The organism is Candidatus Pseudothioglobus sp. Uisw_041 (assembly GCF_048087625.1).
In the GTDB taxonomy this organism is placed as follows: Bacteria; Pseudomonadota; Gammaproteobacteria; order PS1; family Pseudothioglobaceae; genus Pseudothioglobus.
In genome coordinates, this window is the sequence record NZ_CP159805.1 from 1,517,824 (window position 1) to 1,534,937 (window position 17,114).

General features: G+C 37.9%; 15 protein-coding genes and 1 other RNA gene. 9 read left to right on the forward strand and 7 right to left on the reverse strand.

The annotated features are described in order from the left end of the window. Positions 1 to 4: 4 nt before the first annotated feature. Positions 5 to 1,933, reverse strand: coding sequence for an ATP-dependent zinc metalloprotease FtsH (gene ftsH / locus ABXT44_RS07755; protein ID WP_416686687.1), 1,929 nt, complete (start codon positions 1,931 to 1,933; stop codon positions 5 to 7). Between the two features lie 176 nt (positions 1,934 to 2,109). On the opposite strand from ftsH, the gene holA reads away from it, so the two are divergent. The 4 genes from holA to ssrA all read left to right on the forward strand — a co-directional run bounded on the left by holA (position 2,110) and on the right by ssrA (position 5,955). After that, entirely contained in the window at positions 2,110 to 3,132 is a 1,023-nt protein-coding gene (gene holA / locus ABXT44_RS07760) for a DNA polymerase III subunit delta (RefSeq protein WP_416686689.1), read from the forward strand. Further along, positions 3,116 to 4,375 (forward strand): glutamate-5-semialdehyde dehydrogenase, encoded by a 1,260-nt coding sequence (locus ABXT44_RS07765; protein ID WP_416686690.1) that lies wholly within the window; start codon positions 3,116 to 3,118, stop codon positions 4,373 to 4,375. The genes holA and ABXT44_RS07765 overlap by 17 nt, the downstream gene beginning before the upstream one ends. A 12-nt stretch (positions 4,376 to 4,387) precedes the next feature. Next, positions 4,388 to 5,572: a tyrosine--tRNA ligase gene (tyrS, locus tag ABXT44_RS07770; protein WP_416686692.1), complete on the forward strand. Its 1,185-nt coding sequence runs from the start codon at positions 4,388 to 4,390 to the stop codon at positions 5,570 to 5,572. A gap of 33 nt (positions 5,573 to 5,605) precedes the next feature. Continuing rightward, positions 5,606 to 5,955, forward strand: a transfer-messenger RNA (tmRNA) gene (gene ssrA, locus ABXT44_RS07775). A gap of 115 nt (positions 5,956 to 6,070) precedes the next feature. On the opposite strand, the gene ABXT44_RS07780 is transcribed toward ssrA, so the two are convergent. From ABXT44_RS07780 to ABXT44_RS07800, 5 genes are read right to left on the reverse strand one after another with little or no spacing between them, the layout of a single operon-like run. Beyond that, positions 6,071 to 7,333 (reverse strand): NAD(P)/FAD-dependent oxidoreductase, encoded by a 1,263-nt coding sequence (locus ABXT44_RS07780; protein WP_416686693.1) that lies wholly within the window; start codon positions 7,331 to 7,333, stop codon positions 6,071 to 6,073. A 9-nt stretch (positions 7,334 to 7,342) separates the two neighbouring features. Further along, positions 7,343 to 8,377, reverse strand: a complete 1,035-nt coding sequence (locus ABXT44_RS07785; RefSeq protein WP_416686695.1) for a proline racemase family protein — start codon at positions 8,375 to 8,377, stop codon at positions 7,343 to 7,345. 28 nt (positions 8,378 to 8,405) lie between these two features. Then, positions 8,406 to 9,437 carry a trans-3-hydroxy-L-proline dehydratase gene (locus ABXT44_RS07790; RefSeq protein ID WP_416686697.1) on the reverse strand — a complete coding sequence of 344 codons (1,032 nt, stop codon included), beginning with the start codon at positions 9,435 to 9,437 and terminating at the stop codon, positions 8,406 to 8,408. Continuing rightward, positions 9,437 to 10,945: an aldehyde dehydrogenase gene (locus tag ABXT44_RS07795; RefSeq protein ID WP_416686699.1), complete on the reverse strand. Its 1,509-nt coding sequence runs from the start codon at positions 10,943 to 10,945 to the stop codon at positions 9,437 to 9,439. Before ABXT44_RS07795 ends, ABXT44_RS07790 begins: the two co-directional genes overlap by 1 nt. A gap of 12 nt (positions 10,946 to 10,957) precedes the next feature. Continuing rightward, positions 10,958 to 11,857 carry a dihydrodipicolinate synthase family protein gene (locus ABXT44_RS07800; protein ID WP_416686701.1) on the reverse strand — a complete coding sequence of 300 codons (900 nt, stop codon included), beginning with the start codon at positions 11,855 to 11,857 and terminating at the stop codon, positions 10,958 to 10,960. Between the two features lie 218 nt (positions 11,858 to 12,075). Here ABXT44_RS07800 and ABXT44_RS07805 point away from each other — a divergent pair, with 218 nt between their 5' ends. The 5 genes from ABXT44_RS07805 to ABXT44_RS07825 are packed head-to-tail and all read left to right on the forward strand — an operon-like array spanning position 12,076 to position 16,730. Then, positions 12,076 to 12,891, forward strand: coding sequence for a transporter substrate-binding domain-containing protein (locus ABXT44_RS07805; protein WP_416686703.1), 816 nt, complete (start codon positions 12,076 to 12,078; stop codon positions 12,889 to 12,891). Positions 12,892 to 12,942: 51 nt separating this feature from the next. Further along, the gene (locus ABXT44_RS07810) at positions 12,943 to 13,602 is read left to right on the forward strand and encodes an amino acid ABC transporter permease (RefSeq protein WP_416686705.1); all 660 of its coding nucleotides are present in this window, start codon (positions 12,943 to 12,945) and stop codon (positions 13,600 to 13,602) included. 10 nt (positions 13,603 to 13,612) lie between these two features. Beyond that, positions 13,613 to 14,272 carry an amino acid ABC transporter permease gene (locus ABXT44_RS07815; protein WP_416686707.1) on the forward strand — a complete coding sequence of 220 codons (660 nt, stop codon included), beginning with the start codon at positions 13,613 to 13,615 and terminating at the stop codon, positions 14,270 to 14,272. After that, on the forward strand, positions 14,269 to 14,994 hold the full coding sequence (locus ABXT44_RS07820) for an amino acid ABC transporter ATP-binding protein (RefSeq protein WP_416686709.1): 726 nt from the start codon (positions 14,269 to 14,271) through the stop codon (positions 14,992 to 14,994). Before ABXT44_RS07815 ends, ABXT44_RS07820 begins: the two co-directional genes overlap by 4 nt. A 29-nt stretch (positions 14,995 to 15,023) precedes the next feature. Next, entirely contained in the window at positions 15,024 to 16,730 is a 1,707-nt protein-coding gene (locus ABXT44_RS07825) for an aconitase family protein (RefSeq protein WP_416686711.1), read from the forward strand. A gap of 231 nt (positions 16,731 to 16,961) precedes the next feature. On the opposite strand, the gene ABXT44_RS07830 is transcribed toward ABXT44_RS07825, so the two are convergent. Then, a complete protein-coding gene (locus ABXT44_RS07830; RefSeq protein WP_416686713.1) occupies positions 16,962 to 17,111 on the reverse strand; it encodes a hypothetical protein in 150 nt (49 codons plus the stop codon). Positions 17,112 to 17,114: the final 3 nt, after the last annotated feature.

A 17,114-nucleotide genomic window follows, 5' to 3' on the forward strand; every position in this document is an offset into this window, starting at 1 on the left:
TCACTTATGCAAACTGCTCAGTACTTCCGTCGGCTTCTGGCTTCTTATCTGTAGATGGATTTGCGCTCTCAGTTTCTCCACTTCCAGTTCCAAGCTCAGATGAGGCCTCCTCTGAATCTATTACTTCGGCGGGCTCTCGCATTGGAATTCTCGCCATTAAGTCATCAATCTGATTCGTGTCAATTGTCTCAAATTCAACAAGTGCTGCAGCCATTGCATCCAGTATATCTCTGTTATCTTCAAGAATTTTGTAGGCTAAAGAGTAATTAGTATCTATTATTTTTCGTATCTCACTATCTACCTTAGTAAAAGTTTCATCTGAAATATGCTTATGTTTTGTGACTTGGCGCCCCAAAAATACTTCGCCCTCCTCTTCTCCATAAGACATTGGTCCCATGACGCTTGACATGCCCCATAACTTTACCATTTTATGAGCAATATCTGTTGCACGCTCAATATCATTACTAGCTCCAGTAGTTACCGCATCTTCTCCAAATACTATCTCTTCTGCAATACGACCACCAAACAATGATGCAACTTGGCAATTAAGCTTTCTTTTTGAAATACTATAACTATCTTTTTTAGGTAGGAACATAGTTACACCTAGAGCCCTACCTCTAGGAATAATACTTACTTTATAAACTGGATCATGCTCAGGAACTAGCCTTCCAACAATCGCGTGCCCAGCCTCATGAAAAGCTGTCATTTCCTTTTCAGAAGCATCCATAACCATTCCTTTGCGCTCTGAACCCATCATAATTTTATCTTTCGCTTTTTCAAACTCACCCATTCCTACTAATTCTTTACTCAGGCCTGCAGTAATTAGTGCAGCTTCATTTGTCAAATTAGCTAAATCAGCGCCTGAAAATCCAGGGGTACCTCTTGCAATGTCAATTGATTTAACATTTTTTGCAATTGGTAATTTTCTCATGTGTACTTTTAAAATAGCATCACGACCATTAATGTCAGGTAATCCAACAGTCACTGTTCTGTCAAACCTTCCGGGCCTTAATAAAGCTGGATCTAAAACATCAGGCCTATTAGTTGCCGCAACAACAATAATACCTTCTGATCCCTCAAAACCATCCATTTCAACCAACATTTGGTTAAGCGTTTGCTCACGTTCATCGTGTCCGCCGCCCATTCCCGCACCACGCTGACGACCTACAGCATCAATCTCATCAATAAAGATAATACAAGGTGCATTTTTTTTAGCTTGTTCAAACATATCTCGGACTCTAGAGGCTCCAACACCAACGAACATCTCCACAAAGTCAGAACCAGAAATGAAAAAGAAAGGAACATCTGCCTCACCAGCAACGGCTTTAGCTAATAATGTTTTACCGGTTCCTGGAGGGCCAACCATAAGAACACCTTTCGGGATTCTTCCGCCAACTTTAGTAAATTTTCCAGGATCAGAAAGAAAGTCAACAAGTTCGCTCACTTCTTCTTTAGCCTCTTCAACGCCAGCAACATCCTCAAAGGTGACGTGCGATTCATCTTTTGTAATTAGGCGCGCTTTAGACTTTCCAAATGACATTGGATTATTTTTTCCACCCATTGCACCACCTGCGCCTTTCATTGTGTAGATAATGACACCAATTAGTAATAGTATTGGTGCGAGTGAAATGAGTAGCTGCTTTATAAAACTTTCTCTTGCAGGAGGCGTAGCTTGAACTGAAACGCCATTATTTAGAAGGTCTCCCATTAGCCCAAGGTCCCCTGGACTGTATGTTTCAAATTTTTCACCAATTGCTGTAACACCGCTAATATTACTACCAGCTATCTTCACACTAGAAACGTTGCCTTGCTTCACATTTTGGATAAATTGAGAATAGCTTATCTCGTTTGTTTCATCCGCAACATTAAACTGACCAAAAAGAGAGGCAAGTACACTGCCTAGGACCAACCATAGTAAAATATTTTTATACATATTATTAACTTTAACCTGAATTAGAAATGTAAATATACCCTATTGATTCTTTATATATAGGTTTTGATAGCATTTTTCAAGGTTTAATCAATATATTTTATAACTATGACATAATGACAATCTGTAGGTTAAAAATTAATTAGTTACATTATTTCTTACCCTGTTTTCTTAAAAGCATGAACATTAAATCCGAACAACTCCAAAATCACCTCTCAAACCAGCCTGCATCCCTTTATTTTGCTTTTGGTGCTGAAATACTTCTAGTTGAGCAATCTCTAACGACTATAAAAAATAATGCTAAAAAGCGGGGATTTAATGAGCGCTTTAGATTTGATATTGACGGTAATTTCGCTTGGGATACTATCTTTAATTTGATTTCTAGCCCTTCACTTTTTGCAGACAAGCGGATCATCGAGTGTCGACTTACAACAGGAAAGATTGGAGTCAAAGGCTCTAAAGCACTTTCTGAACTTACCGATAACCTTCCAGAAGATATTATGCTAATCATCTCTTCTGGAAAACTAGATCTGGCGCAGCAAAAAAGTAAATGGTTTAAAGCTCTGGATAAAAAAGGGGTTATTATTCAGCATTGGGAGGTTCAAAGCGACCAACTTGTTGGCTGGATTGTTAAGCATATGTCCCAGCTTGGCCTTAGCTCAAGCAATGAAATTGCAAATGCGATAGCTTACTGTACTGAAGGAAATCTTCTTGCTACTATGCAGGAGATACAAAAGCTTCAAATTGCATATCCAGATGGAAATATAAATCTAGATGAATATTTAAGTCAAATTGATCAGCAATCTCAGTACACAGTTTTCGGAATGATTGATGCAGCACTCAAAGGTGACACGGAAAAAGTAAATAAAATTTTCAGCTTACTGGTTGATGATTCAACGCCACCAGTCATTTTAATTTCATCGCTCTACCGTGAAATAAAAAGCTTAGTTACAATGTCAATCGAACTTAAAACAAATCAAACAATCGATACAATTCTTAATAATCATAGGGTTTGGCAGAAAAGAAAGCCATTGATATCAATTGCCCTTAAAAAACATAGTTATCAGCAGCTACAAAAACTTCTTTTAGCACTCGGGCGTATTGACCGCTCTGTCAAAGGCATGGATAATCTTAAAGTTTACGATGAACTACAATCCGTAGTCATCACTTTATCGGGGAAAAATAGTGGGCTCAATAGCTAAATTAATATCTAACATAGGTCAAAAAGCCCTAATTGCTTCCAACACTCTGCGCATCGCCAACACAGATACAAAAAATAATGCATTACTTAATATTGCTGCTGCGATTCAAGAGAATAAGCAAGCTATTCTTGATGCAAATTCTTTAGATATAAAAATTGCCAAAAAAAATAATATTGACTCTGCACTTTTGGATAGGCTAATGCTTAATGATGATAGGCTTGAAAGCGTTGTGGAAGGTCTCAATCAAATCATCTTATTGAACGATCCTATTGGCGAGGTTTCTGATTTAAAGACTAGGCCAAGCGGAATTAAAATTGGAAAGATGATGGTGCCGCTTGGCGTTATAGGGATGATCTATGAGTCACGCCCTAACGTCACTATTGATGCAGCCGCTCTTTGTATTAAATCTGGAAATGCAGTCATCCTAAGAGGTGGCTCTGAAGCAATCAACTCGAACATGGCTTTTTACAATTGCATTAAACAAGGACTAAAGCAAGCTGGCCTCAACCCACACTCTGTGCAGCTCATCGAAGTCACTGATCGTGAAGCGGTTACTGAGCTTGTTAAAGCCAGCGACTATGTTGATGCTATTATTCCAAGGGGCGGTAAGGGGCTTATAAAAAATGTCAGTAGTAATGCTAGAGTCCCAGTTATTAAGCATCTTGATGGCGTTTGTCATACCTACCTAGATATTGATGCTGACCCGCAAAAAGGAATTGACATTGCATTCAACGGAAAAACACGCCGGTATGGAGTTTGCAATGCAACTGAGACACTTCTTGTGCATGAGGGATTTGATACAAAAGCACTATCAACACTCATAGAGCTCTATAACGAAAAAGAAGTTGAAATACGTGGATGTGAAAAATCACAAAAACTATACAGTGCTATCAAAAAAGCCTCAGAAGATGACTGGTATGAGGAGTATCTTGGCCCAATCCTCTCAATGAAAATTGTTGAATCGGTTGATGAGGCTATTTCTCATATCAACAAATATGGCTCAGCTCATACCGATGCGATCGTAACTGACAATGATGCAAATTCAAAAAAATTCCTCTCTGAAGTTGATTCATCCTCTGTCATGGTGAATGCATCAACTGGTTTTGCTGATGGTTTTGAATATGGACTAGGCGCAGAAATTGGAATAAGTACTGGTAAATTTCATGTCAGAGGTCCAGTCGGACTTGAGGGCCTGACATCACAAAAATATATCGTCATAGGTGACGGACAAATAAGGCCATAGAGAGCATATGCAATGACAATCAAAGAGATGCTAGCAATTATTCAACGAGGAACTGAAGAAATTCTGCCCTTAGATGAGCTAAAGAAAAAACTTGAAAAAAATAAACCATTAAGAGTCAAACTAGGAATGGACCCAACAGCTCCAGATCTTCATCTTGGGCACACAGTTGTCATTAACAAGATGAAACAACTACAGGACCTTGGTCATGAAATTATTTTCTTAATTGGTGACTTTACTGGCATGATTGGAGACCCAACTGGAAAAAATGTCACTCGGAAGGCGCTAACTAAAAGTGAAGTTTTAGAAAATGCTAAAAGTTATGAGGATCAGGTTTTTAAGATTCTTGACAAGGATAAAACAAAGATAGCCTTTAACTCTGAGTGGATGGGTAAGATGAGTTCATCAGAAATGATTTCTCTTGCATCAAAACATACTGTTGCTAGGATGCTTGAGCGTGATGACTTTTCCAAACGTTATAAATCAGGCCAACCAATTTCAATACATGAGTTTTTATATCCACTAGTTCAAGGATTTGACTCTGTTGCACTTCAGGCTGATATTGAGCTTGGGGGCTCTGATCAAAAATTTAATCTACTAGTTGGTAGAGACCTTCAAAAGCAAGCAAATATGGAGCCTCAGGTTATTCTTACTATGCCAATATTAGAGGGGCTTGACGGCGTTCAAAAGATGAGCAAATCTCTTGATAACTATATTGGTATTGACGAACCTGCAGACAGTATGTTTGGCAAATTGATGTCGATTTCAGATGAGCTCATGTGGAAATACCTCGAGCTTTTAAGCTTTGAATCAATGGAAACAATCGAATCCTGGAAACAAGAAGTTGTGGATGGTGAAAATCCAAGAAACATTAAGTTTCGCCTTGCTCAAGAAATTATTACGCGCTTTCATGATAGTAATCAAGCCAAAAAAGCACAGCAAAACTTTATTGACCGATTTGCAAAGAATCAAATTCCAGATGAGATGGATGAGTTCACTTTCTCACAAGGAACTAAGATTGCAAACCTACTTAAAGACTCTCACCTTGTATCGTCAACATCCGAAGCATTTCGAATGATTAAACAGGGCGCTGCAAAAATGGATGGTGAGAAGATAAGTGACAAAGATTTAACGCCCGTTACTGGAACATCAATCTACCAAGTAGGTAAAAGAAAGTTTGCTAGAGTTACAATTAGCTAATTTACATTAATCAAGAGTATAATATAGCTATCTGGGGATGACATGGCTTCGACGAGGAGTTGGATTTCAAGGATGCATGTCGAGGACAAAGATTGCTCGTAAAAACGTTCTTTAAATAATAGTTGCAAACGAAAACAACTACGCTTTAGCAGCATAATGCTAACCGTTACTTGAGAGTCGTCTGTACTTTTTGGATAACGGTCGCTTACAGACTCGCCACTATTATTATTTTAGGATAATAGGGTTAAAACCTAATCTAAAATCGCTTTCTACATCCCTGTTGGTCGGGTGGTAAAAAGTTAACTCAATAGACCTTTACTAAGCATGTAGACTTCTTGACTGAAAGTTTTCGGACGGGGGTTCAATTCCCCCCATCTCCACCAAACATTATATCTGCAATACTTATTAATAGTTAGCCTGGTTCAATGAACCTCTCCTGAAAGGATAAGTATTAGTATTTTATGCTCATATCCATTATTTGGAGCCAGGCTCCTTCTACTATAAAAAACGATCAATTGATAATGCTTTAATTTCAGCTAAATTTTGCTCACCTTCTATTAAGCTACATAATAAATTAGCTGATGTTGCTGCATGAGTTAATCCATAATGACCATGACCACAATTATAAAAAACCCTGTCTATTTTTAGAGATTTAGAGATAACTGGCACAGAGTCTGGAGTTGAAGGGCGACTTCCCATCCAATAATTTGCATTTTCTACATTTAGCCCTGGAAACAAATCCTGGCTAATGCGAGCAATAGAATTGAAATAATTTGGATTTGCTGGTCTACTAAGATGGGCATATTCGGCCCACCCACCAATTCGAAGTCCACTTGCTAAACTTGTTGCAACAATACCTCGATCTGCAAATACAATTGGTATGTCAATATCAATATTTGATAAAGGAATTGTTAAGTTATATCCTCGCTCTGCTGTCATTGGTAAAAAGTCACCTAAAGATTTTGCTAAAGAAACAGAATTAATGCCTGCTGCAATAACTACTGCATCATATTTACTATTTCCTTTGTCAAAATTAATTAAGATGGAATTAAATTTTTCACCAACACTATTAACTCGCTCCTGGCGAAAGGTAACTCCATTGATTTTTGCTGAATCAGCAAGACCCCGAACTATGTCTATTGGCTCACTTACTTTAGCCCAATGATGAGACAAATATGCATACTTAAATTTATCATTAATAGTTGGAGTAATTTTAGCTATTTTCTTAGCATTTAATACTTCGCTACTAAAACCTCGAGAACTTCTTTCATCCCAACTTTTGATGCTTTTATTAAAGCTCAGCTCATTATCATAGATGAATGCACATCCATTTTGCTCAATCTTTTCGGCGATATTACAATACTCTAATAATTCTTTAGTGTCTCTAATAGAGTTATGACAAAGATAGCTTAATGCATCTGTTGCCCTTTTGAAGCGATTTACATTTGAGGTAAGTAAAAACCGCCAAAACCAGGGAATTTGTGGCCAAAAATCTTTAAGTGGTACTTTTAATGGCGCATCAGAGTCCGTGAGCATTTTTAATGCCTTCCAATGAATTCCAGGTGTACTCAAAGGAAAAATATCAGAAGCTCCAATATGGCCTGCATTTGCTTTTGATGACCCACCTTCTCCTGGATAATAAGGATCAAATACAGTAACTTCGTAGCCCTTCCGATTAAGGGCACATGCACTTGCCATACCTACAACACCTGCCCCTATTATCGCCACTGAAGAGCCTGGAGATATTTGTGCGTTTGGCACTATCTATTACTAGCTAAGTAAATCAAAAGCGTCGCCCCAACAATCTGAAACTTTATAGCCTAATGGGTATGGGTCACTGGGGTCTACTCCTACCTGATGAATTCCATGAATCCAGCCCCGACCAGAGATTCTTGGAAGGATACCACTCTTTCCAGCAATAGTCTTCTTAGCAACTATCTCAACTTGGAACTCACTATCGATGATTGATCTTGCTTTAAGGCTCTGACCAACTTTAACTTGACCTCGGGCCGCCATTACAGCAAGACGAGCAGAATTACCAGTGCCGCAAGGAGAGCGATCAATTCGACCTGGTGGAAGAATTGTTGCACCCTTCATTACGCCGTCATCATCATGCCCAACAAACATTGTGTAAGAAATGTCTTTTAAGTCTTTAAGCTCAGGATGTCTTATATCCAGCTGATTATTGACCGCCCTATGAATCCTGGTCCCTATATCAACAAATTGACGGGCATTTTCTGGCAAAATTTTCAAATCAAACTGGGCAGGGTCTATTAATGCATAAAAAATACCGCCAAAAGCAATATCAACACTTACTGTACCTAATCCCTCTACTTCAATAATCACATCAAGTTGATCTGCGTATGAAGGCGTCATATCTAAAGTCACTCTCTCGCATTTTCCATTACTACATTCTGCACTTGCACGAACAAGTCCTGCAGGAGTATCAATTGTAATAATAGTCTCAGGCTCCTTCATCTCTATCATTCCAGTTTCAAGTAGAACTGTTACAAGGCAAATACTGTTTGATCCTGACATGGCATGAGCCTTGTCACCTTGCAAGATCAAAAAACCTATATCCGCTTCTTTATTTGGAGCATCAAAAATGAGATTTGTAGACATTTGAGCATAACCACGGGGCTCAAATACTAAAAAACGACGCAAACTATCGTCTACTTCATTGATATAATTCATTTTTTCCAGCATAGTGTTACCTGGAATATCTATTACCCCACTAGTAACTATTCGACCCACCTCTCCTTCTGCATGAGCCTCAACCATAGTTATAGTTTTTTTCCAGCGCATTATCTAAGGGCTTTTAATAAAAGTAATTTCATTGTTTAATTGGCCATGTATCTGAAAGGCGATATCCTCTAGGCCAAGGGTCCTCAGGATCAAGGATAAGCTGATGAGTTCCAGTAATCCAAGCCCTTCCCCGAATTGAAGGAATAATAGCCTTCTTTTTACCCACCATAGTCTCCTCAACTATACTGCAATCAAAGCGAGAATCAAGAATTGAACGACCAATCATGCGGTCTCCTTTTTGAAGCTCACCTTTTGCATAAAGAACTGCCATACGAGCAGAGCAACCAGTTCCGCAAGGTGAGCGATCTAATTTACCTGGGTCTATCACAACACTATTGCGACTAACTTTTACACCTTCTTCTTCAAATAAAGGAAGTGCAAGCTCGCAAAATGAAATATGCCTCCAGTCAGAATTAGTCGGGTGATTAAACTCAAGCTGTAGATTAGCAGCGGCAGTTATTTTTGAACCAATTTCAGCTAAATCTTTAGCCTCATCAGGCTTAATTTCAAAGCCAAGTTCAGCAGCATTTACAATAACAAAGCTATCTCCTCCATAGGCAGTATCGACCTTAAGAGAGCCCAAGCCTTCAACTTCAATATTTACATCTAGCTGGTCAGCAAAAGAAGCTACATTCTGAACCTCTATACTTTTAGCTTTCCCATTTTCACAATATGCCTTTACTGGAACTAGTCCTCCTGGAGCTTCAAGGACAAACTCAGTAATCGGCTCTCTCATCTCAATCATTCCTGTATCAAGTAAAACAGTTGAAACACAAATCGAATTTGAACCAGACATTGGTGGTGTATGTTCAGGCTCCATCACTATAAAACCTTGATGAGCATTTGGATTTTGTGCTGGCACTAATAGGTTCACATGTTTAAAAACGCCGCCCCTTGGCTCATTTAAAACAAATTGACGCAATTTTTGATCTTGATTAATCCACAGCGCCTTATCCCAAAGACTATCACCCTTAGGTGGAGCGACGCCTCCAACAATCACATTTCCTACTTCACCTTCTGCATGACAGGAAACTATATGAATCAACTTACTGCTTTTCATTAAATTTCCTCACTAATATCAATCCATAAAGTTTTAGTCTCAGTATATTGATCATGGGCCATAAGTGAATTATCACGACCACCAAACCCTGATAGCTTATAGCCACCAAAAGGGGTTGATATATCACCTTCTCCATAACAATTTACAGAAACAGTACCCGCTTGAAGAGCTCTGCCGTATTTATGAGCCTTAGTCACACTGGAAGTAAATAATGATGCTTGAAGTCCATAACATGTATCATTTGCAAGATTGATGGCTTCTTCATCACTATCAACAGTCATCATTACAAATACAGGGCCAAAAACCTCTTCTTTAGCAATTATCATTTCTGCACTAACTCCAGTAAAGAGGGTAGGCTCAATAAACAATCCTTCTCCTAAATTAATTGCATTACCGCCTTCAATTAATACAGCTCCTTCACTTTTAGCTACCTCAATGTAACCCAAAATCTTGTCGTATTGCTCTTTAGAGATTATTGCCCCCAACTGGTTGTCTGGATCTAAAGGGTCACCTGTATGCCAATCTTTCATTTTCTCTCTGACCTTTTCAAGCAATGAATCTTTCAAACTCTTATGAACTATTAGGCGAGAATTAGCAGTACAATTCTGTCCCATATTCCAAAGAGCAGCAAAAACAATATGCTCAGCAACACCATCAAGATTATTGGCATCAGAAAGAACTACAGCAGGATTTTTACCACCACACTCAAGAATAATTTTCTTTAAATTACTTTGTCCTGAAAATTCTAAAAATAATCGTCCTACTTCAGTTGACCCCGTGAAAGAAATTGCATCAATATCTAAATGTCTCCCCATTGGCTCACCAACATCTGGTCCCTCACCAGGGAGGACGTTGAGAACTCCTGGGGGAATTCCAGCTTCAGTTGCCAGTTCAGCAACTCTAAGTGCAGTCATTGATGTTTGTTCTGCTGGCTTAACAATAACGCTATTACCACCAGCGAGTGCTGGGGCAATTTTCCAAGCCAGCATCATTAAAGGAAAGTTCCAAGGTAGCACACAACCAACAACACCTAATGGCTCACGTGTAATGAGGCCAACAGCATCCACATTCGCTGGTGAGATTTGATCATACATTTTATCTATAGCCTCGGCATGCCACTGAATAGTGACTATCGTTTCAGGAAGATCAGTAAGTTCACACTCACTAATAGGCTTTCCACTTTCTAAACTTTCAAGCACTGCAAGCTCTGTTTTATTCTCCTCAATAAGTTGAGCTAACTTCAATAAAACTGCCTTACGTTCGCTAGGATATTTATTAGCCCACTCACCAGAATTAAAAGCATCTCGTGAAACTTTAACAGCATAATTAACGTCAGAATCATCACAGGCCGAAATATTAGTAATAACAGATCCAGTTGCAGGATTAATTGACTCCATAACCCTTCCAGCTTTTGATTTCTGGAATCTTCCATTTATAAATGGATCTGTTGGAAACTGTATTTTCGCAGCAATATCTATATAATCATTTTTACTAAGAAGGCTTGACATTTTTTACTCCTATTAATTTAGAATTGAGTGAAGCGAAGCACGAGTATTGTCTATTACACTAATCATATCCTTTTTAAGGGCGTCGTCAATTGGAAGCAGAGGCAATCTAACCTTTCCACCAGGACGACCCTGCTGTTCACACCCGAGCTTAACACATTGCAGGAATTTACCACCTTGCTCCAATGTCTTCATAAGAGGCATAAAAACACTCATAAGAGCTCTTCCTTTCTCAAAATCAGACTGTTTTCCAAGTATATCCATTAATTGGACACACTCTGATGGGAAAAAATTAGCTGTAGCGCATACCCAAGATTTTGCCCCCCAAGCTGCAAACTCAAGAACTTGCTCTTCACCACCAACAACTAACTCAATTGAAGGATAGTTATTCGATAATAACGGAAGCCTAGAATAGTCACCACTTGACTCTTTTATTGCAGCAACCAGAGTATTTTTTGCGACTATGGATAGAAAATCCTCACCCATCTCAACACCAGTTCTTCCAGGGTAGTTATAAAGCATAATTGGTAATTCTGTAGCTTTAGCTATTGTAATAACATGATGTGCTAACTCTTCTTCTGAAGGTAAAGAATATGGTGGAGCGGCGACTAAAAGTGATTTAGCGCCTGCATCAACTGCTGCCATAGAAATATCGAGGCACTCATCAACTCGGATATCATTCACTCCTGCCATAAATTCAACTCGATTATTAATACGCTCTGCTGCAAATTTAAATTGCTGAATACGCTCCTCTTTCGAAAGCGCATAAAACTCACCAGTTGATCCACCAACTATAACTCCAGCAACACCATTTTCAATTTGCCAATCTATTACTTCTGCGTATACATCCCAGTCAATTTCGCCATTACTTGCAAAAGGGGTAATAATAGGTGTGTAAATTCCTTCAAATCTCATTTTAGACTCTCCTTATAAATTATTTATTTTGAAAATAATATACTATATTTAACTTTAAGCGATACTTTGTAATCAATTTAAAAGTTTCAATTAAATAGAAAAATGTAAATAGAAAAATTGAACTTCCATTTTTAAATTAAAAGTGATAAGATATTGCCAGCATTGGATTACTCAGATGAGCAACTCAGTGTTATATTTAAAATTAATAGGAGAAATATATGACAATGTTTTCTAAAACATTAGTGTCGCTTACTACTGCAGCTTTGCTGCTTACAGGCGCAACTACAGCTTCTGCAGATAAACTAGATGATGTTATTGATGCTGGAGTTCTAAGATGTGGAGTAGTTCTAGACTTTCCACCAATTGGCTACCGTGATGCAAACAATGAGCCTGCGGGTTTTGATGTTGATTACTGTAAAGACCTTGCAGCTGCATTAGAGGTTGATCATGAAATTATTGCAATTACTTGGGCTGAACGTCTACCATTAATTGTTACTAATCGTGGTGACGTTGTATTTGGAGGTACTTCAGATACTTTATCTCGTGCTAAGACAGTTGGTTTTACAATCCCTTATGCTATTTATTATGCTCAAGCTATTGTTGGAGCTGACAGTGGCATTGTTACTGTCGAAGATATGTATGACAAGAAAATTGCTGCTGCTATTGGAACTGTCCCCGAACAGGAATGGTTAAAGATAGCTAAAGAACTTGGAATTGAAGGCAATTATCAAGGCTATCAATCTGAGAATGAAGTATTCTTAGCTGTGGCTCAAGGAAAAGCTCATGCTGGTATTACTACCAATACAACAGTATTACCAATAACTCAGCAATTTGATACAGTTATTGCTGGTCCTCGTATGCCATGGGGCACTGACTATACTTCTGTAGTTGGTCCGCGTATGGATGTTACTTGGCTTAACTACCTTAACCTTTTTGTAACGCAGCAAGTTCGTTCTGGTCGTTACCAAGAGCTTTGGGGTAAGTATGTTGGTGGCGAAGCGCCTGAATTACGTATTCCTGGTGTTTACTACTAATAGTTAATTTTAATATGGCCGGCTTGCCGGCCATTTTTTTTAAAGTCATTTATGGATTATAATTTCCATTGGAGACCAGTCTTCAAGACCCTTCCTGATTTATTACAATCAGCAGTATTAACTTTGGAAGTTGCAATTCTTTCAATGATTTTGGGCATATTATTTGGACTAGCACTCTCTCTCATAAGAATTAACATGACAGGACCATTAAAATGGTTTGCTGTTTCTTGGATTGAGTTAGCTCGAAATACTCCAGCACTATTACAATTATTTTTCTTTGGATTTGGACTTGGTGCATTTGGAATTCACTTTAGTCCATTCCTTATAGTATTGATGGGCTTAACATTTAATAATGCTGGTTATTTAGCTGAAAATTTTCGTGGTGGATTTAATGCTATTCCAGATACCCAAATAAAAGCCTCTCTTAGTTTAGGAATGAACAGTTTCCAAACTTATACTAGAATTATCATTCCTCAAGTTCTGCGAATTGTTTACCATCCTATGACCAACCAAATGGTTTGGGCAGTTTTAATGTCCTCCTTAGGTATGTTAGTTGGATTTCGTGAGCTATCAGGAGAAACACAATTCTTTGCATCTAAAACTTATCGAATTTTCGAATATTTTGCAGTTACTGCAGTAATTTACTACGTTCTTGTTAAAATTATTCTTGGTGTATCAAGATTAATAGCAAATCGTCTTTTTAAATACTAAGCGTCTATTAATGGAATCAGCAGCAACTTATTTTTCTGGATTCAGCCCTAATGATTTATGGTTTCTTGGTGAAGCGGCTTTAAGGACTCTATGGATTTCTTTTTGGGCAATCAGTATTGGATCTATTTTTGGAATATTTCTAGGTTTAGCTCTCAGTGTATCAAGATTATTAGCATTTACGCTTGGAACAATTCTAGATATTTTTCGCTCAGTTCCACTAATTATTCAACTAGTTTTATTTTTTAATTTTGCACCAATTATTGGCCTCAGACTTAATCCCTTTGAAGCAGGATTAATTGTTCTTACTGTATATACCTCAGCCTATGTTGCAAACGTAGCTAGAGCTGGAATTGAGGCAGTTGGAATCCCAATGAGGCGAGCAGCACGAAGTTTAGGTATGAATTATTGGCAAGATTTGCGCTATGTTGTTTGGCCAATTGGTCTTCGTGCTGTATTACCTGCTTGGGTTGGAGTTGCACTAGGGGTTTTAAAGGATAGTGCACTAGTATCAATACTTGGATATGTAGAGCTTTTAAAGGCCTCCCAAATACTTATGACTCGAACCCAAGAAGCTATCCTCGTACTATCGATTGCTGGTGCCTTCTATTTTGCTTTATCTTATCCAATTTCTTATTATGCTACTCGACTTGAACAAAGGTGGTCTGAATGATTAAAATTACTAACCTACATAAACAATACGGTGAACTTGAAGTATTAAAGGGCATTGATCTTGAAGTACCAAAAGGAGAAGTCTTAAGTGTGATAGGCTCCTCAGGCTCAGGTAAATCAACATTACTTTACTGTATTAATGGGCTTGAACCCATTCAAAAAGGGCAAATCATCGTAGATGATATTGATGTTCATGCAGGTGATACAAACCTTAACTCAGTTCGCCAAAATATGGGTATGGTGTTCCAACAATGGAACAGCTTTCCTCATTTAACAGTCCTTGAAAATGTAGCCCTAGCTCCTAAAATAGTCAGTAAGCTATCTAAATCGGATGCACTAGAAGTTGCTGAAAAGCAACTCCGTCACGTTGGTCTGGGTGATAAGCTTTCGCAATACCCTTCTGCATTATCAGGTGGGCAGCAGCAACGTCTTGCTATTGCACGAGCACTAGCAATGGAGCCTAAATGCATGTTATTTGATGAAGCAACATCTGCTCTTGACCCTGAGCTTGTTGGAGAGGTTCTTGACACTATTAGACTTCTTGCTGATGAAGGAATGACGATGATTTGTGTGACCCATGAAATGGGATTTGCTCGTGAGGTCTCTGATAGGGTAGCATTTTTTCATGAAGGTAAGATTGAAGAAATAAACCAAGCTGAAAAACTATTTGGATCTCCAAAATCTAAATATCTACAAAAGTTTCTATCAAAAGTTAAAACATAGAACTATTAACTACTTACCGGAGTTTATCGATGGAAAAACGTTCCAATAACGAGGCCATTATTTTTGTACAAAATAATGTGGAAGGTGATGTTGTAGTTTGTAATGAAGGGGTGAGTTTCTGGGGCGGAGTTGATCCTGACACAGGAGTAATTATTGATATTCATCATCCTAATTGTGGAGAGCAGCTTTCTGGAAAAATTGTATTAATGCCAACTTCTCGAGGGTCATGCAGTGGAAGTGGGGTATTGCTGCAGCTTGCGCAAAATGGAAATGCACCAGCTGCACTTATATTTAGAGAAACTGAAGATATTTTAACTCTTGGGGCAATGATTGCTGAAAGACTGTTTAACAAAAAAATTGCCATATTACGTCTGAAGCCAAACATTTATAATTTATTATCTTTACAGAAATCTGCAAAAATTGATAATCTCAAATTATATTTCTCAAGTACTTTAATTAAGTTATTTCAGCCTGATTTAAGTAGAGTCTACTTGAATAATTCAGATAAAAAAATGTTGGCTGGCAATCATGGTAAAGCCACAAAAATTGCAATGGAAATATTATGTTTGATGGCTTCTTCTCAAAATGCTGATAAATTAATCGATGTTTCTAGAGGTCATATTGATGGTTGTATCTTAGCGCATGATGCTAATCTCAATTTTGCAGAAAAAATGCTGGATATGGGTGCACGTGTTATTATTCCAACTACAATGAATGCAATCTCAGTAGATAGGGATAATTGGAAATCACAAGGTGTAGCTCCTGAACTGGGTAATAAAGCTAGCCGACTTGCTGATGCATATGTCAAAATGGGTGCTCATCCTACATTTACATGTGCGCCTTATCTTTTAAGTGAAAAACCAATTAGAGACGAAGTTATTGGATGGTCTGAGTCAAATGCTGTTGTTTATGCAAATTCTGTAATTGGAGCTCGCACCCAGAAGCATCCAGATTATTTAGATTTATTCATAGCAATGACTGGGCGTACTCCGAATACTGGTGTTTATTTAGAAGAGAATCGAAAGCCTAACTGTGAAATTAGAATATCATTACCTTCGAAATTTGATGAGTCTATCTGGCCAATGATAGGTTGGCTGGCTGGCTATAAATCACCAAATGGAATTCCAGTATTAATTGGCCTTGAAGATATTTCACTGACTAATGATGATTTAAAAGCTTTATGTGCAGCATTTGGTACAACATCTGCATCTCCAATGCTACATATTAAAGGGCATACGCCAGAAGGTGAATTGCCAAGCACTGAAGATGCTATTTCTACAACTATAATGCCTAATGATTTGTTAAATTTGTGGCAAAAATTCAATACTGGAATTAACAAGATAGATCTAGTTGCTATTGGGAGTCCGCATGCATCTTCTGCTGAGTGTATGAAGTTTTTGAAATTGTTATTGGAAAAAAATCAAACTGTTATTGTTCCAACTATTTTGACTGTTGGGCGAGAAACTCTTACAATATTAAGAGATCATGGGAGTTTAAATCAACTTTCAAAATTAGGAGTTCAGGTTGTCCCTGATATTTGTTGGTGCTCAATAACTGAACCAGTTTTCCCATCAATGACACAATCATTAATTACTAATTCTGGTAAATACGCTCACTATGGTGAGGGTTTGACAGGACGAAATATACGGTTTGGAAGTTTGAATGACTGTGCAATAGCTGCTTTAAGTGGTTTTGTTAATGATGAGCTACCTAATTGGTTGAATTCTTCCACTTAAAATGTTTTTTTGAAATCTTAAAGATCCATGTTAAGCTAAATAAGTTTTTATCAACTTGAACTAAAGTCCAAACTTCGTTTGATGTGAGAGAGGGGCTGTATAAGCAATATCTTGGTTTCTTATGAAGCAGGTTAAATTACATATGATTTTCAACGCCCAGACAATAAGTCCAATCCTCCTTAGGATAGTAACGCCTTATTAATTCATAAATATCATTCTGAGCATCAGTAATCATGTCAATGTAATCTTCAGCATTGATAATGTTTTGGTTTTAAAAAGATCATTGCACTGTTTTTTTGATGGGCGCAACTCATTATCAGCATAGACTATACCAATAAGACTAAAAGACAGTAAAAAAAGTAAGAGTAGTTTTTTTTTCATTGA